This is a genomic window from Burkholderia sp. Bp9015 (genome assembly GCF_003853505.1).
Taxonomy (GTDB): domain Bacteria; phylum Pseudomonadota; class Gammaproteobacteria; order Burkholderiales; family Burkholderiaceae; genus Burkholderia.
In genome coordinates this window covers 31,473-54,068 of record NZ_QTPZ01000048.1, presented here as the reverse complement: position 1 = coordinate 54,068, position 22,596 = coordinate 31,473, and the positions used below count along the sequence as shown (strand labels likewise).

17 protein-coding genes and 1 pseudogene are annotated in these 22,596 nt (G+C 69.4%); 8 read left to right on the top strand and 10 right to left on the bottom strand.

Going from position 1 to position 22,596, the window contains the following annotated elements:
- Positions 1–197: pseudogene (locus tag DIE12_RS38830) on the bottom strand (hypothetical protein); the annotation flags it as partial.
- A 197-nt stretch (positions 198–394) separates the two neighbouring features.
- Between DIE12_RS38830 and DIE12_RS34055 the strand changes: the two are divergent.
- Together DIE12_RS34055 and DIE12_RS34050 are read left to right on the top strand one after the other, a co-directional pair.
- On the top strand, positions 395–676 hold the full coding sequence (locus DIE12_RS34055; RefSeq protein WP_044847129.1) for a XapX domain-containing protein: 282 nt from the start codon (positions 395–397) through the stop codon (positions 674–676).
- A gap of 222 nt (positions 677–898) precedes the next feature.
- Positions 899–1,807: a LysR family transcriptional regulator gene (locus DIE12_RS34050; protein WP_124521072.1), complete on the top strand. Its 909-nt coding sequence runs from the start codon at positions 899–901 to the stop codon at positions 1,805–1,807.
- A gap of 48 nt (positions 1,808–1,855) precedes the next feature.
- Here DIE12_RS34050 and DIE12_RS34045 read toward each other — a convergent pair whose 3' ends face one another.
- The 3 genes from DIE12_RS34045 to DIE12_RS34035 all read right to left on the bottom strand — a co-directional run bounded on the left by DIE12_RS34045 (position 1,856) and on the right by DIE12_RS34035 (position 5,912).
- Positions 1,856–3,319: a mechanosensitive ion channel family protein gene (locus tag DIE12_RS34045; protein WP_124522867.1), complete on the bottom strand. Its 1,464-nt coding sequence runs from the start codon at positions 3,317–3,319 to the stop codon at positions 1,856–1,858.
- Positions 3,320–3,491: 172 nt separating this feature from the next.
- Positions 3,492–5,297 (bottom strand): winged helix-turn-helix domain-containing protein, encoded by a 1,806-nt coding sequence (locus DIE12_RS34040; RefSeq protein WP_124521276.1) that lies wholly within the window; start codon positions 5,295–5,297, stop codon positions 3,492–3,494.
- Between the two features lie 192 nt (positions 5,298–5,489).
- Complete coding sequence (locus tag DIE12_RS34035; protein WP_124521076.1) at positions 5,490–5,912, bottom strand: hypothetical protein; 423 nt, start codon at positions 5,910–5,912, stop codon at positions 5,490–5,492.
- Between the two features lie 56 nt (positions 5,913–5,968).
- Between DIE12_RS34035 and DIE12_RS34030 the strand changes: the two genes are divergently transcribed.
- On the top strand, positions 5,969–6,214 hold the full coding sequence (locus tag DIE12_RS34030) for a hypothetical protein (RefSeq protein ID WP_124521078.1): 246 nt from the start codon (positions 5,969–5,971) through the stop codon (positions 6,212–6,214).
- A gap of 49 nt (positions 6,215–6,263) precedes the next feature.
- Here DIE12_RS34030 and DIE12_RS34025 read toward each other — a convergent pair whose 3' ends face one another.
- A complete protein-coding gene (locus DIE12_RS34025) occupies positions 6,264–7,085 on the bottom strand; it encodes an alpha/beta fold hydrolase (protein WP_124521080.1) in 822 nt (273 codons plus the stop codon).
- Positions 7,086–7,152: 67 nt separating this feature from the next.
- Positions 7,153–7,578 carry a DUF3331 domain-containing protein gene (locus DIE12_RS34020; RefSeq protein ID WP_124521082.1) on the bottom strand — a complete coding sequence of 142 codons (426 nt, stop codon included), beginning with the start codon at positions 7,576–7,578 and terminating at the stop codon, positions 7,153–7,155.
- Between the two features lie 549 nt (positions 7,579–8,127).
- Between DIE12_RS34020 and DIE12_RS34015 the strand changes: the two genes are divergently transcribed.
- On the top strand, positions 8,128–8,949 hold the full coding sequence (locus DIE12_RS34015) for an alpha/beta fold hydrolase (RefSeq protein ID WP_185640873.1): 822 nt from the start codon (positions 8,128–8,130) through the stop codon (positions 8,947–8,949).
- A gap of 130 nt (positions 8,950–9,079) precedes the next feature.
- On the opposite strand, the gene DIE12_RS34010 is transcribed toward DIE12_RS34015, so the two are convergent.
- Entirely contained in the window at positions 9,080–10,666 is a 1,587-nt protein-coding gene (locus DIE12_RS34010) for an MFS transporter (RefSeq protein WP_124521084.1), read from the bottom strand.
- 83 nt (positions 10,667–10,749) lie between these two features.
- Between DIE12_RS34010 and DIE12_RS34005 the strand changes: the two genes are divergently transcribed.
- The 3 genes from DIE12_RS34005 to DIE12_RS33995 all read left to right on the top strand — a co-directional run bounded on the left by DIE12_RS34005 (position 10,750) and on the right by DIE12_RS33995 (position 14,330).
- Entirely contained in the window at positions 10,750–11,778 is a 1,029-nt protein-coding gene (locus DIE12_RS34005; protein WP_124488012.1) for an HlyD family secretion protein, read from the top strand.
- Positions 11,775–13,220: an efflux transporter outer membrane subunit gene (locus DIE12_RS34000; protein ID WP_124521086.1), complete on the top strand. Its 1,446-nt coding sequence runs from the start codon at positions 11,775–11,777 to the stop codon at positions 13,218–13,220. Before DIE12_RS34005 ends, DIE12_RS34000 begins: the two co-directional genes overlap by 4 nt.
- A gap of 138 nt (positions 13,221–13,358) precedes the next feature.
- A complete protein-coding gene (locus DIE12_RS33995) occupies positions 13,359–14,330 on the top strand; it encodes a LysR family transcriptional regulator (RefSeq protein ID WP_124521088.1) in 972 nt (323 codons plus the stop codon).
- A 107-nt stretch (positions 14,331–14,437) separates the two neighbouring features.
- Here the strand turns inward: DIE12_RS33995 and DIE12_RS33990 are convergent, their stop codons facing one another.
- The 3 genes from DIE12_RS33990 to DIE12_RS33980 form a co-directional block, all read right to left on the bottom strand.
- Positions 14,438–15,094 (bottom strand): response regulator transcription factor, encoded by a 657-nt coding sequence (locus DIE12_RS33990; RefSeq protein WP_260427857.1) that lies wholly within the window; start codon positions 15,092–15,094, stop codon positions 14,438–14,440.
- Between the two features lie 118 nt (positions 15,095–15,212).
- Positions 15,213–15,584: a response regulator transcription factor gene (locus DIE12_RS33985; protein WP_124521092.1), complete on the bottom strand. Its 372-nt coding sequence runs from the start codon at positions 15,582–15,584 to the stop codon at positions 15,213–15,215.
- Between the two features lie 101 nt (positions 15,585–15,685).
- Positions 15,686–17,155 (bottom strand): winged helix-turn-helix domain-containing protein, encoded by a 1,470-nt coding sequence (locus DIE12_RS33980; RefSeq protein ID WP_185641010.1) that lies wholly within the window; start codon positions 17,153–17,155, stop codon positions 15,686–15,688.
- Positions 17,156–17,511: 356 nt separating this feature from the next.
- On the opposite strand from DIE12_RS33980, the gene DIE12_RS33975 reads away from it, so the two are divergent.
- Positions 17,512–22,596, top strand: coding sequence for an ATP-binding sensor histidine kinase (locus tag DIE12_RS33975; RefSeq protein ID WP_185641011.1), 5,085 nt, complete (start codon positions 17,512–17,514; stop codon positions 22,594–22,596).

Below are 22,596 nucleotides of genomic sequence, written 5' to 3'. Positions count from 1 at the left end.
ACGCCGAACGCCATCTGCGGCTGCTGGTCGATGAAGATCAGCTGGCTGTTGTGCGGAGTGAGTACTTCAAGCTTCGGGTTGCTCATGGCGGTGATGTCCTTTGACGCGGAGAAAAATGCGGCCTGCCTCGCCGACCCATGCGGGAGGCAGCCAATACGCTGTGCCGGGAGATTCGACAGCCAGCCGGCATCATTCAATACGCAAATTCCCGATCACGCCAATTAATCATTCTGATTCGCGCGGGCCGCGACGCTCAGGCTTAAAAGATCTGAATTTCGTTGAACCGAACCATGGTGAACGCGAAGACCTGATAGGCTGGTCGCAGACTGCCGAAGCGACGCCAGATCGGTAGTTATCCGTATTTTTTACACGGCCGCCATTTCACCCGGATCCCATGAAACCGTACACCGCCTCGCTGTTCGCCGGCCTCCTCGCCGGTATCGTCTATGCGCTGATCGGCGTGCCGTCGCCGGCGCCGCCGATCGTCGCGCTCGTCGGCCTGCTGGGCATCCTGGCCGGCGAACAGATCCTGCCGGTCGCGCGGCGGATGTTCAGCGGTATCCGGCTCGGCACCGCCTGGCGCGATGCGAAGTGCAGCCAGCACATGTTCGGTGCGCTGCCCGGTGCCCACGCACCCGACACCGCCGCGACGCGCCGCGATTCGACGCCGACGTGACGCCGACGTGACGCACGCACGTTGACCGGATGCAGCCATGCCCGTCCGCGGGCATCGCCATGCCGTCGTGTTCCTTCGATCACGGTGGTGCCACGCGGCCTGGCCCGCGCCATGCCGTTGCGTCCCGCCGCCCGGCCGCGCGATGGATCGTCCTGAACGGTATTGGATCGAGCGGCGCTTGACGCTAACATGGCAGCCCGACGTCCCTCCGTGGAATTCGCCATGAAGCTGTCATTCGAAGCGCTCGAAGCACTGGACGCGATCGACCGCACCGGCACGTTCGCCGAAGCCGCCGAACTGCTGCACCGCGTGCCGTCCGCGCTGACTTACCTCGTACAAAAGCTCGAAAGCGACCTCGACGTCGCGCTGTTCGACCGTAGCGGACGCCGCGCAAAACTCACGCACGCGGGGCGCGTGGTCGTCGAAGAGGGCCGCCGGCTGCTGCATGCCGCCGAACAGCTCGAACGCAAGGCGCAGCGTGCGCAGCAGGGCTGGGAAACCGAGGTCCGGATCTGTGTCGACGAGATCCTGCCGTTCGAGGCGATGTGGCCGTACGTGCACACGTTCTACGGTCTCGAGATGGACACGCGGCTGCGACTGTCCACCGAAGTGCTCGGCGGCACCTGGGATGCACTGATTTCGCGCCGCGCGGATCTCGTCGTCGGCGCCACGGGCGAGCCGCCCGAGCTGCCGGACATCGTGGCACGGCCGATCGGCACGCTCAGGCACGTGTTCGCCGTCGCCCCCACCCACCCGCTCGCGGCGCTGCCGGAACCGCTGTCGCTGGCATCGGTCGTCGCCCATCGCGGCGCGGCGATCTCCGATACGTCCCGCGAGCTGCCGCCGCGTTCGGTCGCCATCGACGCGGGGCAGCCGTATCTCGCCGTCCCCACCCTCGCCGCCAAACTGGCCGCGCAGTGCGAAGGACTCGCGGTGGGCACGCTCCCCGACTGCATCGCGGCACGCGCGATCGCGCAAGGCAAGCTGGTCGCACGCCAGGTGACCGGCATGCGCGACACGACCCAGTGCTACCTCGCGTGGCGCGGCGACGAGGCCGGACGCGCGCTGCACTGGTGGGTCGAACAACTCGACCGCCCGGATCTCGTCGACCGGTTCACCGCGCTCGCCTGAGCCCGCGCCCTTCGCGACCGCGACCGCCATTACCCGCCGCCCGCCGCGTCAGCCGAACGAATCGTGCAGGCGCTTCATCTCCTTCTCGAGCCACTCGATCAGGTTGAACGACGCATGCGCGCTCGCGGCCGGCGGCATCCGCATCTTCTCCTCGGTCGCGATGTGCTCGGTGAGCGATTCGCACATCAGCCGCCCCAGCTCGGGCTTCCGCGCGAGCAGCGGCGACAGGTCGCGACTGCTCAGCTGATAGGCCGTCACGGCCGTCACCGCGTAGACGCTCGCATGCAGCTGCGTACCGGCGAGCACGACGGACTGGCCGATCGCGTCGCCGGGCGCCATCCGCCTGACTTCCGTGTCGCCCGTCGCGCCGGGCACGAACACCGCCGCGACGCCGGCCGCGACGATCGTCAGCAGGCGCGCGTCGGAGTTCGACGCGTAGATCACCTCGCCCTTGTTGAACACGCGAGACGCGAGCGCATCGGCCAGTATCGCCAGGTCCGCGTCGTCGAGCTGCCTGAACAGCTCGACCGCGCGCAGCAGGCGTTGCCCGCGCGACGCCGGACCGGGTGCCGCCGGTGCGCCCGTCAGCGGGCGCAGCGCGACGTCCGCGGCAGCCAGATGCCGGTGGGCCAGATCGTAGAGCCGGTTGCGGACGTCGATCTTTTTCTGAAGCGAGTCGACGTAACAGACGAGTTCGTATTCGATCGAGTTGGTCCTGAACGCCTTGACGACCGGGATCGGCGCCGGACTGGCGAGCACGTCCAGCGAACTGGCCGCGGCATGCGCGAGCGCACCGACGACGACGGCGGGCCGCGCTTGCGGGTCGAGCTCGATCGTCAGCGTCACGCCGTACACGTTCGCCGGTTCGCTCAGGTTGACGATCGCCGCCTTGGCCGCGACGCTGTTCGGCACGACGACCAGGTTGCCGAGGCTGTCGATCAGCTTGGTCGCGCGCCAGTTGCTTTCGACGACGCGCCCTTCCAGCGCGCCGATCGCCACCGTGTCGCCGAGACGAAACGGCTGCGTGGTATTCAGCACCAGGCCCGAGAACACGTCGTTCAGCGTGTTCTGGACCGCGAGCCCGAGGATGACGGCGACCGCCCCCGACGTCGCGACCACGCCGCTGAGCGGCAGCCCCAGCACGTAGCCCAGCGCGGCGACGGCGGCCGCACCGAACACGGCGCCCGCGGCGATATCGTGGAACAGCCGCTGGTTGCGCCATGCGCGCGGCAGCAGCAGATGATCGAGCATCAGGCTGAACACCAGCGCGCACTGCAGCCACCATGCGACGCCGATCACCTGGATCGCGAGCCGGTCGAACCGGTCGGGCGACGCCGGCACCGCGAGCGGGCTCACGCCGGTCGAGAACAGCACGTAGGTCAACGCTGCGAACGATGCGCAGCGCCACACGGCTTTCGTCGTCGAACGGCCGCGCCCGAGCAGCCGCCAGGCGATCAGGTCGGCAAGAACGATCGGCGCGCCGTAAGCGACCGTGACGGACAGGTTCGGCATGCTGGAATGGGCTGAGGGCGTGCTTCGCGACGGGCGGGGACCCTGCGCCGGCAGTCGGTGGCGTCGCGACAGCGATGAGCGGACAGTCCCCGCGCATGCAATGTAGACGCGCCGGCCGGCCAGGTCCTGTGTTCGGCCTGAAATGTTCTGAATGCGCGGTCGGCGCGCCGCGCTACGCGTCGCGCGGCGGCAGTTCGGCCTCGCCCGCCTCGAATCCGAGCGCATGCACCGCCGACCATGCGTCGTGCGCGATCTGCGTCGGCCCCGACGTGTGCGCGAGCGCGGCCGCATACGCGGCCAGCAGCCGCACGCGCGCGTCGGCGCACGCGGGCGTGTCGTCGAGATCGCGCATCGCGTCGAGCGCCGCGCGCGCCCGTTCGCGACACTCGTCCACGAGCGACAGGTCGAACAGGCAGGGCACCGCGACCGCCGCCAGCGCGATGCCGACCCGCGCGTCGCCGTTCGGCGAAAACGCCCAGTCGAGCGCCGCGCGCAGATTGCCGAGTTCGCGCCGGATCACGTCGAGCCGCGATTCGGCGAGCTGCCCGTCGTCGCTACCGGGCGCACGCCGGAACAGCGCCAGGAAGTAGCGCGCGTGCGCGAGCGCCGCGGCCGCGCATTCGCCGTTGGTCTCGAGCTGCTGCAGCGCGTACGCGCGCGTCGTCGTCAACAGCCGGTAGCGCGGCGCGCCATGCGCGCTCTCGAGGCTCAGCAGCGATTTCGACACAAGGCCCGCGATCGCGTCGAGCAGCGCCGTGTCGACGAGCCCCTTCGTTCCGACGATGTCGCGCACCGCGTCGATCGAGAAGCTGTCGCGGAACACGCCGAGCCAGCGCAGCAGCAGGCGCTCCGCGTCGTCGAGCAGGCGGTAGCTCCAGTCGTACATCGCCTGCAGTGTCTGATGACGCGGCAACGCCGTGCGAAAGCCGCCGGTCAGCAGCCGGAAATGGTCGTCGAGATGCGCGGCCAGCACGTCGATGCCGAGCACGGCTGCGCGGGCCGCGGCCAGCTCGATCGCGAGCGGCAGCCCGTCGAGACGCCGGCAGACCGACGCCATCAGCGCCAGGCAGCGTTCGTCGAGCGGAAAGCGCGGGTCGGCGGCGCGGGCGCGCGCCGAGAACAGCTGCACCGCGCTCGCGCCCGCGGTCTCGCGTTCGTCCGCGCCCTCGGCGGGTACCTCGAGCGGCGGAACCGGACACAGCCGCTCGCCCTGGATCCGCAGCGCCTCGCGGCTGGTCGCCAGGACGCACAAACCGGCATCCGACTCGGTGAGCGCGGTCGCGATCCGCGCGGCGGCATCGAGCAGGTGTTCGCAATTGTCGAGCACGAGCAACATCCGCCGATGCGCGACGCTGGCGAGCACCGCTTCGAGCGTCAGCGACCCGGCCGGGTGCACGAGGCCGAACGCGCCGGCCAGCGCGTCGGGCACGAAGTGCGGGCACGCCACCGTGGCCAGCGATACGAACGCGGCGCCATCCGGAAAGCGCGCTTCGGCCCGCATGGCCGCTTCGAGCGCCACCCGCGTCTTGCCGATGCCGCCCGCACCGACCAGCGTCACGACGCGCGCGGTGTCGAGCGCCGCGAGGACGTCCGCGACCGTCTGCTCGCGGCCGATGAGTGCGGTCGGCGCGGGCGCCAGCCGCGATGTCGCGGGACGCACGGGCGCCGCGGCCGGCGCCTGTGCCTGCGCTTGCCCGCCGACCAGCCGGTAGCCGCGCCCCGGCACCGTGATGATCAGGTTCCGGTTGTCGGCGAGCGCCTTGCGCAACGCGGCGACATGCACCTGCAGGTTGTTTTCCTCCACGACCGTGTGCGGCCACACGCGCTGCATGATCTCGTCTTTCGATACCAACGCACCGTTCGCCCGAATCAGGAGTTCGAGAATTTCGAATGCGCGACTGCCGATTCGCAGCAGTTTGCCGTTCGAGCGAATTTCACGCCTGTCGAGGAAAACGTGAAGTGTTCCAATCCGGATCATTTGAATTCTTAATCGCTTTCCATTCATCGATGCCCTGTCGGAAATGACACCGGTGATGCAGATGCTACGGCATTTTAAGCATCCATTGATTCAAATTATTAGAAGCCAAAGAGCAAATTTTTTGAATCGACGACAACCGCGAATGGCCGCCGCAGGCCGGTATTCGCGCTGCACCTCGTCCAGCGCCGCGCATCACGGCTTCCGGCGCCGGCAACAGGCGAAACAGCGATTCACCAATGAACCCGTTTGGTGTGATAAAAGCGCCGCCATTCCTGATTTGCTTTTGCACGAATCACTTGCCGTGGCGATTTGAATGAATTGCGCCGAGGTTGCGGGAAAAAACTTTTGTTCCTGCATGCGATGCGCGTGTTCGCATTTGCATCGATCATCGGTATGCGCCGCGGCATCGCATTCGATGCCGAATTGCTGTACGCCGCCGCGTTGTTCCATCGCATCGGGCCGACGGAAGGCCAGCGGCACAGGCGCCGGCGCGACGAAAGCGACGGCGCGAACGTCACGCACGCGTTTCTCTTTCCCGGCGGACACGGCGTCGCCGCCGAAGACGGGGCCGCGGTATGGCGCGCGATTGCGCTGCACGCGGCTGTCGGCATTCATCCGTACATGACACCACCGACGGCATTACTCGGCGCGGGGTCGAAGCGGATCTCTTTGTGCTGCGTTTCGACGAAGTGGGCCGCGCCAAAACACGCCAAAACGCGACGAGATCGTGCAGGCGTGGCCACGGGCGGAGCCCACGCTTCAAGGCGTCGTTCCTCGAGGCATACGCCGCGGGCACCGCGCATCGCCCCGAAATCGCGTTCGGCAACGTCGTCGCCGACGTGCTCGAGCGCTGCGACCCGGACTATCGTCGGACGAATTTCTGCGGCCTGGTGCTCGGGTCGAAATGGGCGGAGTGAGCGCGAGCGGCCGGCCGTGTCCGCCGCGCCGCGTCGCTCCGCCGCCGCATCACGCGCGGACGAACGCCAGCAGTTCGTCGTTCAGGCGTTGCGCGTGCGTCAGATACAGCGCGTGCGGCCCGCCCTCGTAGACACTCAGCGTCGCGCGCGGCACGCGCTTCGCGGTCGCGGCGCCCGTCAGCGCGAGCGGCACCGTCTGGTCGTCGTCGCCGTGAATCACGAGCGTCGGCACGTCGAACCGGTCGAGATCCGCCCTGAAATCGGTTTCGGAAAACGCCCCGACGCAATCGAGCGTGCCCTTCAACCCGGCCTGCAACGCCATGAACGTGGTCCAGTCGAGCGCCGCGCGCGAGATCGTCGACGCGGGCCGGTTCGAACCGGTGAACAGCGGCCAGAAGTTTTCGAGGAACGCCGCGCGATCCGCGACGATGCCCGAGCGAATGCCGTCGAACACGGCGACGTCGACACCGTCGGGATGATCGTCGCGGCGCGCGACCAGCGGCGTCACCGCGCCGATCAGCACGGCTTTCGCGATGTGCCGCGTACCGTGCCGGCCGATGTAGCGCGCCACCTCGCCGCCGCCCATCGAAAAGCCGACGAGCGTCACGTCGCGCAGCCCGAGCGTTTCGATCAGCGTCGCGAGATCGTCGGCCAGCGTGTCGTAGTCGTAACCCGTCCACGGCTGGCCGGAGCGGCCGAAGCCGCGCCGGTCGTAGGCGATGCAGCGCATGCCGTGCGACGCGAGATGATGCATCTGGACGTCCCACATGTCCGCATTCAGCGGCCAGCCGTGAATGAACACGACCGGGCGGCCGGCGCCCCAGTCCTTGTAGTAAATCGAAACGCCGTCGCGTGTCGTGAACGTGCTCATGCGGATTCCTCGGTGGTGATCAGGCGGCCGCCGGCCGGTGCCGACGGACGGCGCGCGGGGTGCCGCGTCATGACCGCGACAGCCTGGCGATGAAGCGGTTCAGCTCGGACGTGAGGATCACGTCCCGATAGTTCGCCGGGCGCTTCGCGCCGCGCCATTGCGGCTTGTAGATCGCGTCGCCGGCACGGATCGTGATGCCGGTCAGCGCGCAGCGTCCGAGACCGCGCGACTTGGCGCTGATCCAGCGCTGCTCGTCGTAGCGAAAGCGCGTGGGATCGCTCCACGATATCAGGACCGACGAATCGGTCTGCCGCTCGGCCGCGACGATCGCGCACCGGCGGCGCATGCCGCCGCTCGACGCGGCCGGCACTTCGTCGCGGTGGCGACGGCACGCGGCGTCCGGATCGCGAAGTGGCGGCGGCGCGTGGCGGCGCGCGGCGGCCGACGGGTCGAGCAGCGTCATCACGTGTTCCCAGCGATTGAAGGCGTCCATGGCGGCGTATCCGGGCAAGTGGCGACGGGCCGGATGTCTCGCACCCGCACGCATCGCGATGCGTCATCCGCCGCCGCGAACCGGCAAGACCCGCGACGGGATGACCTGATGCCGACGATAACGGGCCGCCGCTGAAGAGTCTTTACGCCGGGCTTAATTTTTCTGGCGGGCGCGCTCGCGTGGCGCGCGGCGGCCGCGTTCATGACAATTCAGCACGATTTCAGTACGCGCCGCGCGGTCGCGGGATAGCCTCCTGTCGGCGTTCGTTCGTGCCCTTGCGTGCCTGCCGGCGCGCGAACGCGAACGCGCCGGCCGCCCGCGCGAGCGCCGCTCGCGGGCAGATCCGAAACCCTTCAAATCCAACGCGGCACCATTGCACCGCACGTTCAAGGAGTCCTCATGCGTCCCGCAGATCACGACGCCATTCCCTCGGCGCGCCGCCGAGACATGCTGCTGGCCGGCGCGACCGCCGTTGCCGCTGCCGCGCTGCCGGCCGCTGCCGCCGCCGCCCCCAAACACGCCGCTTCCGCCCATCAAGGAGCCCATGCGATGAACACGATCACCACCAAAGACGGTACGCAGATTTACTTCAAGGACTGGGGCAGCGGCCGTCCGGTCGTGTTCTCGCACGGCTGGCCGCTGTGCGCCGATGCGTGGGACGCGCAGATGCTGTTCCTCGTGCAGCACGGTTACCGCGTGATCGCGCACGACCGGCGCGGTCACGGCCGCTCGAGCCAGCCGTCGCAAGGCAACGACATGGACACGTACGCCGACGACCTGGCGGCGCTGATGAATGCGCTCGACCTGCGCGAGGCCACGCTCGTCGGCCATTCCACCGGCGGCGGCGAAGTCGCGCACTACATCGGCCGGCACGGCACGAAGCGCGTGGCGAAGGCCGTGCTGATCGGCGCGGTGCCGCCGCAGATGGTGAAATCGGCGTCGAATCCGGGCGGCCTGCCGATGGACGTGTTCGACGGCATCCGCAAGAACGTCGCCGAGAACCGTTCGCAGTTCTACAAGGATCTCGCGGTGCCGTTCTTCGGCTTCAACCGGCCGAACGTCAAGGTGTCGCAAGGCACGATCGACGCGTTCTGGGCGCAAGGCATGATGGGCGGCGTGTACGGCCAGTATCAGTGCGTCAGGGAATTCTCCGAGGTCGACTACACCGAGGACCTGAAGAAGATCGACGTGCCGACGCTGATCCTGCACGGCGACGACGACCAGATCGTGCCGATCGACGATTCGGCGCGCCTGTCCGCGAAGATCGTGAAGCACGCGCAGCTGAAGGTGATCCCCGGCGGCGCGCACGGGATGTGCGTCGTCAACGCCGACCTGATCAATGCCGAACTGCTCGCGTTCCTGAAGGCGTAAGCGCTGCGGCACGGCGCGCGCGGCCCTGGCGCCGGCGCGCCCTTCAGGAAGATTCAGGAATTTTCAGGCCGACGCGATTCCGTCGCGGGGAGCGCGATCGCTAAGATCGTCGCTGCGCGATGCCGGGGGCTCATGGCGCCGGCGCGCGCGCCGGCCTGAGCAGGATGCCGATCAACACCCCCGCGACGGCGAACGCCATCGCGACCCGGAAATTGTCCGCGAGCGCGAGCGTGGTCGCCTGGACCCGGACCGCCCGGTCGAGCAGCGCATAGGTCGCCTGGTCGCCCGTGGCGAAGGTGGCGCCGTGCGACACGAGCGACGCCGCGCCAGCCCGCAGCCGCGCGAGCGTTTGCGGATCAGACAGCGTGACATGCAGACCGACGAGATTCGAATGGGTAGCCTCCATGATGCGCTGGATCACCGCGATCGACGTCGTGCCGAGTTGCCCGCTCAGCAGGCGCGTCGTCTGCACGACGGCGCCGAACGTCAGCGCGTGCTCGGCCGTCACATGCTTGCCGAAGAAGAAGATGACCGACGTGAGCGCCATCGTCTGCCCCAGCGCCTGGAGCAGTTGCGACGGGATGAAGTCCGGCTCGGCCCACGCGGGCGTGAGACGCGCGCCGAGCGCGAACGCGACTGCCACCATCAGGAAACCGGCCACGATCAGCCGGCGCGGATCGACGCGCTGCAGCAGCCACGCGACGCACGGCGCGAACAGCAGTTGCGGAATCGCGATCCAGCGCAGCGTATCGCCGATCTGCAGCGGGCGAAGCCCGTAGGTGCTCGCGAGAAACACCGACGGAATGAAGCTCGTGTTGAGCACGGTGAAGCGCACGAGACCGACGAGCAGGATCAGCAACGCGACGTTGGGCAGCGCGAGGTAGCCGAGATCGAGCCCGGCCTGCCGGGACGTGAGTTCGTGGATCAGGAATGCGGCAATCATCAGGATGCCGATGCACAGCAGCGCGACGATCAGCGGCGACTGGAACCAGAACAGCCGTTCGCCCTGGTCGAGCGCGATGCACAGGCACGCGAACCCGCCGGCACCGAGCAGCATGCCGCGCGTGTCGATGCCCGACACGAAACGCTTGACCGGCTCGTTCGACAGCGACAGCAACAGGCAGACGATGAACGGCACCGTCAGCAGCGCGTTCTGCCAGAACAGCCAGCGCCAGCTCAGGTGTTCGCTGTACCAGCCTTCGAGCGTCGCGGACAGGTTCAGCGACATCTCGAGGTTCATCGCATACGCGGCGATGCCGAACGGGATCAGCCGCGGCGGCAGCGTGCGCACGACGAACCCGACGGTCAGCGGCACGAACACGCCGGACGCGAAGCCGGCGAGGCTCTGGAACGCGATGAAGGTGCCGAAGTTCGTGCACAGCGGCAGCACGGTTTCGACGACGAGAAACACCGAGGCGCCCGCCAGCAGCACGCGGCGCGTGCCGAACACGAAGGCCGCCGCGATCGCGAGCGGGCCGACGAACATCTGCGACGCGGTGAACGCCGTGTTGATCCACGCGCCTTCGTCGAACCCGACGCCGAGCGCGCCGCGCACGTCGGCGAGGCCGAGCGACGTGATGCGCGACGTCAGCGTCGCGATGATCGCGCCGAGCAGCACGGACGCGATCGCGGCGATCGAGCGAAACGTCGGTATGTCGGCGGCCGGCGCGGCGGCCGGCCCCGGTGTCGCGCCACCGGGGGCGAACGTGGTGTTCATCGTCGAGCGGCTCCCGCATATGAGGCTCGCGCAAGCATAGCGCGATACGAAGAAAGTCGTCCGTACGATGGAGTATCCCGACCATGACCCCGAACCCGCCGGACTCGCCGTCCGTTCCCGCCGCGCGTTCGCGCAAGTGGCCGGTCGTGCTGATCGCCGCCGGCGCGCTGCTGCTCGTCGCGCTGCTGGTCTACGAATACGATGCGCACGAACGCGGCACCGACGACGCGTACGTGACCGGCCATCTGCACGTAATCTCGCCGCGCGTGGCCGGCACGGTCGAGCGCGTGCTGGTGGACGACAACCGGTTCGTGCATGCGGGCGAGCCGCTCGTGCGGCTCGACCCGCGCGATTTCGACGTGCGCGTCGCGCTGCAGCGGGCGCGCGTCGCGCAGGCCCACGCCGATGCGAGCCGCGCGAAGGCGCTGGTCGAGCAGGCCGACGCGACGCGCGTGTCGGCGCATGCGGATGCCGAGAAAGCCGAGCTCGATTACGCGCGGGCCCGCGAGCTGACCCGCGAAACGCCGCGCGGGCTGTCGCAGCAGGAATTCGATGCGGCCAACGCGGCACGCAAGTCCGCCCGCGCGCGCATCGACGCGGCCGACGCGCAATGGCGCAGCGCGCAGGCCGCGTGGCAGGCGGCGGCCGCCGTGTCGAACCAGAACGACGCCGAATTGCGCGACGCGGAACTCCAGTTGCAATACACGACCGTCGTCGCGCCGTCTGACGGTTATGTCGGCAAGAAGACCGTCGAGACCGGCGAGCACGTCGCGCCCGGCCAAGCGCTGCTCACGCTCGTCGAGCCGCACCCGTGGGTGGTCGCGAACTTCCGCGAAACCCAGCTGCGGCACGTGCGCACCGGCGACGCCGTGCAATTGCGCTTCGACGCGCTGCCGGAGCGGACCTTCAGCGGCCACGTCGACAGCCTGTCGCCCGCGACCGGCGGGCAGTTTTCGCTGCTGCCGCCCGACAACGCGACCGGCAACTTCACGAAGGTCACGCAGCGGGTGCCCGTGAAGATCCTGCTCGACGGGCAAGCGGTGACCGAGCCGCGCATCCGGCCCGGCCTGTCGGTCGTCGTCACGCTGCAACCCGAGCGCGCGCAGCCATGATCCGCATCGCCGCCCCGTTCGCCGCCGTGTTCGCCGCCTGCCTGCTGAGCGCATGCACGATCGCGCCGCGGCCGCTTGCGCCCGTAGCGGTCGGACCGGCCCCGTTCCGCCATGCGGATGCGGCGAACCCACCCGCCGCGCCGCTCGCCGAGTGGCCCGCATGGTTCGGCGCGCCGCCGCTCGTCACGCTCGTCGACGCCGCGCTCGCCGGCAATCCCGACCTCCGCGCCGCCGCGGCGCGCGTCGACCAGGCGCAGGCGCTGCTCGGCGTGCGCGAAGCCGCGCTGGCGCCCACCGTCGGTGTCGCGCCGTCGTTCAGCCGCTCGCGCGTGTCGGGCACGGTCGACAACGCATTGCCGAAACGCACGATGCACAACTGGTCGGTGCCGTTCACCGCGAGCTACGAAGTCGATCTGTGGGGCCGCCTGCGCGGCGACGCCGAGATCGGCCGGCAGAACGTGCTGCAGGCGGACGCGGATCGCGCGGCGGTGCGCCTGCGCGTGGCGACCGACGTCGCGGCCGACTACCTGACGCTCCATTTCGTCGAACAGGATCTCGCGACGCTCGCGCGCGCGATCGAGCTGCGCCGCACCGCGCTCGACGTGATCGCCGCGCGCGTGCGGGCCGGCGCGGCGAGCGATCTCGACGCGCTGCGCGCGTCGGCCGACCTCGATACGGCACGCGCCGATCTCGCGGACAGCCGCCGGCTGCGCGAGAACCTCGTCGACGCGCTCGCCGTGCTGACCGGCGTGTCGCCGACCACATTCGCCGTCGCGCCCACCGCATCGCTCGTGCGCGTGCCGGACGTGCCGCCCGGCCTGCCGTCCGCGCTGCTCGCGCAACGGCCCGACGTCTACGCGGCCGCGCGCCGTGCCGACGCGGCGTCGCTCGAGATCGGCGTCGCCCGCACCGCGTGGCTGCCGACGTTGACGCTGACCGCGCAGGGTGGTTTCGCGAGCCGCGATCTCGGCACGTTTCTCGATCGCAACAGTTCGCTGTGGGGGCTCGGCGCGAGCGTCGCCGAAACGCTGTTCGACGGCGGCAAGCGCGACGCCGCGGTGGCCGCCGCGACGGCCGGCGCGGACCTCGCCGACGCGAACTATCGCGCGACCGCGCTCGGCGCGCTGCGCGAGGTTCAGGATGCGCTCAACGACATCGCCGCGCAGAAGGAGCGGATCGCGCGCTACGACAGCGCGGCGCGCGCGACCGAGGCGGCCGCGCGGTTGTCGCTGAGCCGTTATGCGCACGGCTACGTCAGCTATCTCGAGGTGATCGACGCGGACCGCGATGCACTGAGCGCGCAACGCCAGCTGATTCACAGCCGCCAGTCGCTCGCGATCGCGACGATCGGCCTGGTGCGCGCGCTGGGCGGCGGATGGACGCCGCCGGCGTCGGCCGCGACGGGCGATGCGTACGCGCCGGGCGGTTCCGCATCGGACTGAGCGTGCGTGCCGGTTTCGCACGAACGGCCTTCAGCATTTTCACGCCGCTCTTAAGCTTTACTAACGTTTTTTGTGTTGTTCCGCGCGGATGCGCCGCATACATTGCTCCCATACGCACTCACCGCAGCGGGACGTGTCATGGATCGCCTGAAAGCGCTCGAGATTCTCAAGACGGTTGCCGAACAAGGCAGCTTCACGAAAGCCGCCGACGCCCTGCGGCTCGGCGTGCCGTCCATCAGCCGCACCATCCAGTGCCTTGAAACGTCGCTCGGCGTGCTGCTGTTCCATCGCACGACGCGCAAGGTGACGCTGACCCACGTCGGCCACGACGTGCTCGAACAGGCGATCGCGTTGCTCGCGCAATACGAGCATTTTTCCGTGTGCTGTCACACCAATGCGAGCGACGTGCAGGGCGACGTCTCGATCGAGGTCTCGAACCTGTTCGGCGCCGATCGGCTGGTGCCGGTACTCGCCGATTTCAATCGGCGGTATCCGCTCGTGCGTAACCGCGTCGACTGGGTCGATCATCCGAGCGCGGCGTTCAGCGGCGCCGCGGACCTGTCGATCGTCACCGAACGGACGTCGAGCGTGACCTGCGTCGAGCGACGCCTGGGACGCATTGCGATGGGACTGTACGCGAGCCCGCGGTTTCGCGCCGCTGCCGGCGCACCCGACGATCCGCAGGCCCTCGAACGCACGGACGCGCACGGCGGCAAACCGGGCAGCGGCGCTTCGATGTGGCCGCTGCGGCACCGGCGCACGGGCGCGACCGCCGCGATCCGGCTGGCCGGCGCGATTCGCTCGAACTGTCTCGACACGCTGATTCTCGCCACGACGCGCGGCGCGGGCTTCGCCGTGCTGCCGGAACATCTCGCGCGGCCGCTCGAGCGCGCCGGCGAACTCGTTCGCCTGCTGCCCGACTGGCAGGTCGGCGATCTCGACGCATCGCTGCTCTACCACTCGCGCCGCAACCTGCCCGCGCGCGTCAGAACGCTCGCCGAACATCTCGTCGCCGCGTTCGACGGCGGCCGCGACCCGCGGCCGGCCACCCGGCACCACGCACGCGCGGTCACGCATGCCGCCGATGCCGACCGCGAAGTGGCCGCATGAACGTCGCCGTTCGCGGCATCGGGCGCCGCGCCGGCACGTGCGTGCCGATCCCGTCGCGTCGAACGGGCCGGCGCGCCTGCTCAGGCGCCTGCTCTGTCGCCCCCCGCTCAACCGCCCGCGCCGACCGGGCGAACGCCGAGCGCCTGGGCCCGACGCACGAGATCCGGCAGCGTGCGGACCTGCATCTTCTTCATCACCTGCGCACGATGCACCTTCACCGTGATTTCCTGCAGCCCGAGATTCGACGCGATCTGCTTGTTCATCAGGCCCGCGATCACCTGGCTCATCACTTCGCGTTCGCGCGGCGTCAACGACGCATAGGCCCGCCGCACCGCATCCAGCTCACGCTCGCGCGCGAGGCGTTCGCCGTCGCGGGCCAGCGCGCGGCCGACGGCATCGAGCATCGTGTCGTCGTCGAACGGTTTCGTCAGGAAATCGAGCGCGCCGCCCTTCATGGCCTTGACGGTGGTGGCCACGTCGCCGTAACCCGTCATGAACAGGATCGGCACGTTCAGGCCCGCACGCACCGCTTCCTCCTGAACGGCGAGCCCGCTCTCGCCGGCCAGGCGCAGGTCGAGGATCAGGCAACTCGGCACGTCGGGCCGCTCGAATGCGAGGAACGCGCGCGACGTCGCGAACGTCTCGACGCGAAATCCCGCCGAGCGCAACAGCGCGCTCAGCGCGCGCCGCAGCGTTTCGTCGTCGTCGACCACATAGACGACCGGCGCGGGTTCCCCCGCGCCCTGGTTGCGATCAGAAGTCATATTCGGCGTGCTCGCCATCGCATTCCTCGTGTAGGCATCCGCTTCATTATCGAATGATAAACCGAGAAAAGTCTGGGCGGACACGCCGGCGCGCGCGGCATGACGGCGGACGCGCCGCTCACGCGGGCGGTGAGCCGGATGCGACCTGATCGATCAGGTCGAGCAGGTCGTCCGATGGAAACGGCTTGCGCAGGAACGCGACCGCGCCTTGCGCGAGCGCCCGGCGGACCGACTCGTCGTCGCCGTGCGCCGACATCAGGATGACCGGCAGCGCCGCGTTGCGCTGCACCAGCAGGCGCTGGACGTCGAGACCGCCCATCCCTTTCATCTTCAGGTCGAGCAGCACGCACGCCGCGTCGTCCAGCGGGCCGGTCGCGAGAAACTCCTCGCCCGACTCAAACGGCAATGCGGTATGGCCCGCCGATTTCAGCAGGCTGGCAAGACTCTTTCGGACCGACGCATCGTCATCGATGATGCAAACAAGGGCCATGAAATAAAAACCTAAATGGTGTCAATCGAGGGGAGCGCCGTGCGGTTCATGCCGCATCGACAGGCGCCGCCGCTGCGCGCCAGGTCCGCGCAGCCCGGCTGTCACGCCCACGATCCGGCGACCGGCGCGGCCGGCGCCGGCTGCAGCGCGTCCGCGTGCGGGTCGGCCGCAAACGACGCGCGGCGCGCGTGGAGACGCCCGGCTTCGCCCGATTCCGCCAGTTTCTCGAGCGCATACGCGCGCACGACCTCGAGCAGCGAGTAGCGCTTCGACAGTCCGACCGAATGAACGACCAGCAGCGATTTCGACGCCAGGCTGACGAGACAGTCCAGCACCTCGTCCGCACCCAGTTCGGTGCAGGCGGCCAGCGCGCAGGCCGCGTCGAGCCGGAACGCATCCGGAAACACCGCGAGACGGCACAGCACGGTGCGCTCCATGTCGTCGAGCAGCCGATAGCTCCACTCGATGGTGGCCCTGAGCGTCTGCTGGCGCGGGTGCGCCGTGCGCAGGCCGCCGGACAGCGACAGCACCGACTTGTCGAGATCCGCCGCCAGCCCCTGGATGCCGAGCGACGCGACACGGGCCGCGCCGAGCTCGAGCGCGAGCGGCAGGCCGCTCAGGCGGCGGCAGAGGGTTGCGATCGCGTCGAGCGTCTTCGCGTCCGCCGGAAGATCCGTGCCCATCGCGCGCGCGCGCGCCAGGAACATCCGGACCGCGCCGCTCGCGACGATGTCGTCGGCGTTCGCGCCGGCCGGCGGCAACGACAGCGGCCCGACGCGATAGACCCGCTCGCCCGCCACCCGCAACGGCTCCCGGCTCGTCACGACGAGTATCGCGCCCGGGTTCGCGTCCGCGATCGCTTCGCTCAGGTCGGCCAGTTCGTCGACGTACTGCTCGGCGTTGTCGAACACGAGCACGACGCGCTGCTCGCCGATCGCCCGGACGACGTCGGCGGGCCCCGCGCCCGGGCCGCCCGGCAGGTCGAACGCGTCCAGCACCGCGCACGCCAGGGTCGCGTCGGCCCGCAGGCCGGCCAGGTCGACCCGGACCATCTCGATCCCGTGCGCCGCCGACCAGGCCGTCGCGACCTCCAGCGCCAGATGCGTCTTGCCGACGCCGCCGGGGCCGACCAGCGTGACGAGCGCCTCGCGATCGAGCAGCCCGTGCAGCTCGGCCGCTTCCTGCTCCCGGCCAATCATCGGACATTTGCGCGGCGTAGCACTCGCGCGGACATTGCAGGCCGAGTCGAACGCGAGCGGCGGGCGATCGCCGTGCGCATGGTCGGCCGGCGGCGCGAGCCGGTAGCCGCGGCCCGATTCGGTCCGGATCCACCCGTGCTTGCCGCCGAACAGCTTGCGCAGCGTCGAGACGTGGACCTGGATGTTGTTCTCGACCACGATCGTGTTCGGCCACACGGCCTGCATGATCTCGTCCTTCGACACGAGCCGGCCGGCCGCCTTCACCAGCAGTTCGAGGATCTCGAACGCCCGGGCGCCGATATACCGGGGCTGCCCGTCGACACAGACTTCGCGGCATTCAAGGGAAACCGTCACCCGTCCGAACGTGTACATGATCCGCACTCGCTTATGCTGCCTGCCACCTCGCGCCGCCTCGCGAGGCGACGCGCTCCTGGGTTGCCCGTCCGGCCATGCCGATGCATGCCGGGAGGCGTGACCGTATCGTAGGTCGCAACCGGCGCCGCGAATATTATCCATAGGTTTAAGTCCGGCCCCGACTTCCGCCGGGGCGCGAGGGCGCAGAGGTACTGCAAAATCCCGCGGGCTGTCGGACAATGCACGGGTCGCGGCCCGAACGCGCGCGACCGAGCCCGGCCGATCCCGCATCGCGAGCCGCTTCCACCCTCCTCCACCCAGCCCGCCGCCCCACCGTGAATCAGCCCTTGCGTAACCCGGACGACACGAACCGAATGGATGCCGAATGGCTCGCGCGTGCCCGCCTGTCGAACGTGGTGCGCTCGGGCGACGTCCTGACCTTCGACCTGACCGACCGCGCGACGGGGCGCGTGTGGCCGGCGTGCCAGACCGGCTGGGAATTCGATCAGCGCTGCCGGCAGTTCGAGCAGGAACATGCGTTGAACGGGATCCTGGACCCGGCCTGGGCGCTCTTGCCGGTGGCGCTGATCCGCGCGGCCGACGGCCCGGTGCTCGTTCATCCGCGCCTGGACGTGCGTGCGTTCGACACGCTGACCGACGGCCGGCTGCCGCTCGACGCCTTTCTCGAAACGGCGATCGGCGCCGCCCGCACGCTCGGCGAACTGCATCGGCGCGGCTGGCTGCACGGCGATCTCCAGCCGGCCAGTTTCGTCGTCGCACCGGACGGCACGGTCATGCTCCGCTCGTTCGCGCATGCGCGGGATCGCGGCACGAACCATGCGGCGGCGGGCACGATACGCACGGAGTTCGCCGCATACGCGGCACCGGAAGTATCGGAAGGCGCCTCCGTCGACGAGCGTGCCGACCTGTACGCATTCGGCATCACGCTGTTCCGCCTGCTGACGGGCGCGATGCCTTACAAGGCCGCGTCGACGTCCGAGTGGGTCCACGCGCACGTCGCCATCCAACCGTCGCCGCCGGCGGCGTTTCGCGGCGACGTACCGGCCATCCTGAACGACCTGATCCTGAAGCTGATCGCCAAGGAACCGGCCGATCGCTACCCGTCCTGCGAAACGGTGCAGCACGATCTCGAGCGGATCGCGCACGACTGGCGGGAAGCGGGCCGCGTCGAGCCGTTCGCGCTCGGCGGCCGCGATCCGTTCGCCAGCCTGCATTCGCTCGACCTGCCGGTCGGCCGAGACGCGGAAATTCATCGGCTCGAGGCGATCCTCGCCGCGGTCAGGCAGACCGGCGAAACGGCCATCGTCCTGATCGACGGACCGGCCGGCGTCGGCAAGACCGCGCTCGCCGAACACTTCGTCCGTCATGCGCGCGCCGTGTCGCGCACCGGGTGGTGCACGTCGGCCAAGGTCGACCGGTTCCAGCCCGCGCGGCCGTACGCGCCCGTGCTGCAGGCGTTGCGCGCGCTGTTCGGCAGCGCGCTGGCCAGGCGCGACGACGAAATCGCGGCGATCGCCGCGCGGCTGCGCGACTGCGTAGGCCGTCAGGCGAGCCTGCTTGCCGCGATCTTCCCGGAAACCGGGTGGCTGCTCGACGTCGAGCCCGTCGCGTTCGACCCTACCGATGCGATTCCCGAATTCCATCTGTGCCAGATCGTCGTGAATGCATTCCGCGCGTTCGCGGCGCCGGGCGAGCCGCTCGTCATGACACTGGACGACATCCAGTGGGCCGACGAAGCGACGCTCGCGTTCCTCGCATCGATCGCGCTCGATCCGCCGGCCCATGTCTGCATCGTCGCCAGCTATCGGAGCGGGCCGCCGCATGACGACGCGCCGGCGTTCCGGCACCTGCGCGAGCAGCTCGATCGCGCCCGCGTCGCGTCGCTGACGCTGGCACCGCTCGATACGCCCGACGTCACGCGGATGCTCGCCGGCATGCTCGGCGAGGCGCCGGCCCGCTTGTCCGGGCTCGGCGACATCGTTCATCGCAGGACGGGCGGCAATCCGTTCTACATCCAGCAGCTGCTGCGCACGCTGATCGACGAGCAGCTGCTCGGCTACGATCCGGTGCGGCAAGCGTGGCAATGGAATGCGGACGACATCGAGGCGCGCCACGAGACCGAGAACGTCGTGAGCCTGCTCGCGGTCCGGATGCAGCGCTTGCCGCACGAAACGAGAACGCTGCTGGCGCTGATGGCCTGTATCGGCATCGACATCGACGAAGCGCTGTTGCGCGCGGCCGCCGACAAAACGCTGGCCGAACTCCGCTTCTGGCTGGACCCGGCGCGCCGGATGGGTCTCGTGTCGCTCTCCGGCGACCGCTGGCGCTTCGCTCACGACCGCATCCTCGAGGCCGTCTACGCACTCACGGGGCGCCCGGAGCGCGCGCTGCGCCACGCCCGGATCGCCGCCGCGATGCTCGCGCGCGCGAACCCGCCGTCACCCGACTCCTTGCTGGCGCTCGCCGCCCAGATCGAACTGGCGCAAGGCGTGCCGCTCGACGACACGCTCGCGCTCGCATACGCGGGTGCGCTCGCCGACGCCGCGGAGGCCGCGGCCACGGCCGCCGCGCGCGATCGTGCGTTGTCGTTTCTTGCGTCGGCGCAATCGCTGCTCGGCCCGCATGCCTGGTCGCAACACTACGGCCTCGCCAGCCGGATCGGCATCCTGCGCAGCGGCCTGCTGCTCGCGACCGGCGAAACCGCACAGGCGTCCGACGCGATCGACACGCTCATGGCACGTACGCGCACGCCCGCCGACCGGGCCGAGGCGCATCGGCTGAAGGCCGCGCAGCTCACGGTGGAGGCGCACTACCGGCAAGCGATCGACGTCGCGCTGGCCGGGCTGGCGCTGCTCGGCGTCGAACTGCCCGCCGAGCCGGTCGAGGCCGATCTCGCGGCGGCCTGCGATGCGGTGCGCGCGGCGCTCGACGGCCGCGACATCGCCGACCTGGTCGACCTGCCCGTGATGACCGACACGCGCGTGGAAGCCACGATGGCACTGCTGACCGCGCTCGAAGCCGCGATGTTCTATCCGAGCGGCGGGTTGATGCTGCTGCATTTCGCGACGATGGTGCGGCTGACGCTGCGCCACGGCGTCACCGCCGCGTCGGTGCAGGGGCTCGCGTGGTACGGCGTGAGCATCGCGGAGCACCACGGCGCGTATGAAGACGGCTTCGAATTCGCCAGGGTCGCGCTCGCGCTGGTCGATCGCCACGGCTTCGAGCGCTATCGCTCCGCCACGCTGATCGCGCTCGACCAGGTGAGCGTCTGGACCCAGCCGCTGTCCTACGCACTCGAACGCGCACGCGATGCGAAAGCCGCGGGCAATGCGAGCGCCGAGCTGCGATGGATGTGCTACAGCTGCAATCACATCGTCAGCGATCTGTTGTCGATGGGCGAGGCGCTGCCCGCGATCCGCGCCGAAATCGACCCGCTGCTGGAGATCGCGCGTGGCGCGCACTACGACGACATCACCGACCTCGTCTCCACACAATCCGAATTCATCGATGCGCTGCAGTTCGGCCAGGACCGGCTGATCGGCAGCTGGCGTGCCCGTGCGTCATCGCGGACCCCGATGTCGGTCCTGGCGTTCTGGACCGACGTGCTCGCCGGCCAGGCGGCCTTCATCTTCGGCGACGCCGCGACGGCGCGCGCATCGCTCGATGCGGCTACGTCGAGTGCATGGTCGACGCCCGCGCACATCATGCTTGCCGATTTCCACCTGTTCAGCGTGCTGGCCGGGATCGCATGCGACGACGGCGCAACGCCGCCCGAACGCATGCTCGAACGCTTCGCGCCCCAGCGCGCCCGCTTCGCGGTGTGGAGCGAGCGAAATCCCGGAACGTTTCTCAACAAGCTCGCGCTGATCGATGCCGAGTTCGCGTGCGTGCGCGGCGAGCACGTGGTCGCGATGCAGCAATACGAAACGTCGGCCAGCCTCGCGGCGGAACACGGCTTCGTGCACGAACAGGCGCTCGCGCACGAGCGGGCCGCGCAGCATGCCGCGTCGCTCGGGCTCGGCGGCCAGGCCCGTCATCAGTTGCGGCTCGCCCATGCGTGCTACCGGCGTTGGGGCGCGACCGGCAAGACGCGGGCGATGGAAGCGCAGCATCCGTTCCTCGTGATGGATCCGTCGCCGGGCGGCCCGGCCGCGCCCGCGCGCGAAGATCTCGATTTCGCGCTCGCGATGCGCGCCGCCCATTCGTTATCCGAAGAAATCGTGCTCGGGCGCCTGATCCAGACGCTGATGCGCAACATGCTCGTGTATGCCGGCGCGCGCCATGGCCTGCTGCTGCTCACCCGGCACGACCGGCTGACCATCGAGGCGGTGGCGCGCATCGCGGGCAGCGACGTGATCGTCGATATCGCCCGCAGCGAACCCACCGAACAGGATGTGCCGCTGTCGATCCTGAACACCGTCGCGCGCACGCGCAAGCCGATCGTGCTCGAGAATGCGCAGCGCGACGGCGTTCCCGATCACGTCGACAGCCTGCGCGCGCACCCGACGCGCTCGCTGTTCTGCCTGCCGCTGTTGAAACAGGGCGCGCTGGTCGGCGTGCTGTATCTCGAGAATGCGCTGAGCAACGGCGTGTTCTCGCCGCGGCGCATCGCGATGCTGGAAGTGCTCGCGCCGCAGGCGGCCAACGCGCTCGAATCCGCGCGGCTTTACGCAGAACTGATCGACGAGAACGCGCGCCGGGTCGAGACCGAGGCCGCGCTGCGGCACGCGCGCACCGAGCTCGCGCGCACCGCGCACATGACGGTGATGGGCGAACTCGCCGCATCGATCGCGCACGAGATCAATCAGCCGCTGACGAGCATCGTGTCGAGCGCCGGCGCGGGCATGCGCTGGTTGCGCGGCCCGCAACCCGATCTCGGCGAGGCGCTCGCGAGCCTGGACGACATCCGCGCATCCGGCGTGCGCGCGGCCGACATCGTCCGCGCGTTGCGATCGCTCGCGCGCCAAACGCCGCCCGCGCTGGCGCCGGTCGCGATCGACGACCTGATTCGCGACATGCTGCGTCTCACCGAAACGGAAATCGACGCGAAGCAGGTGGTGCTGCGCACCGAACTGCACTGCAACGGCATCTGCGTGATGGCCGACCGCACCCAGATCCAGCAGGTGATCCTCAATCTCGTCACCAATGCACTCGACGCGATGGACGGACTCGTCACGCAGCGCGAACTCGAAATCGCGTCGCAGGTCAGCGACGGCCATGCGGTCGTCCGCATCGCCGACCGCGGCGCCGGCATCGCTGTGGACATCGCCAACCGGATCTTCGATCCGTTCTTCACGACGAAATCGCACGGCATGGGAATGGGACTCGCGATCTGCCGCTCGATCATCGAGGCGCATGGCGGCACGCTCGAAGCGGCGCCGCGCGACGGGCACGGTACCGTGATGACGTTCCGGCTGCCGGTGTCGACGCGCGGCTGA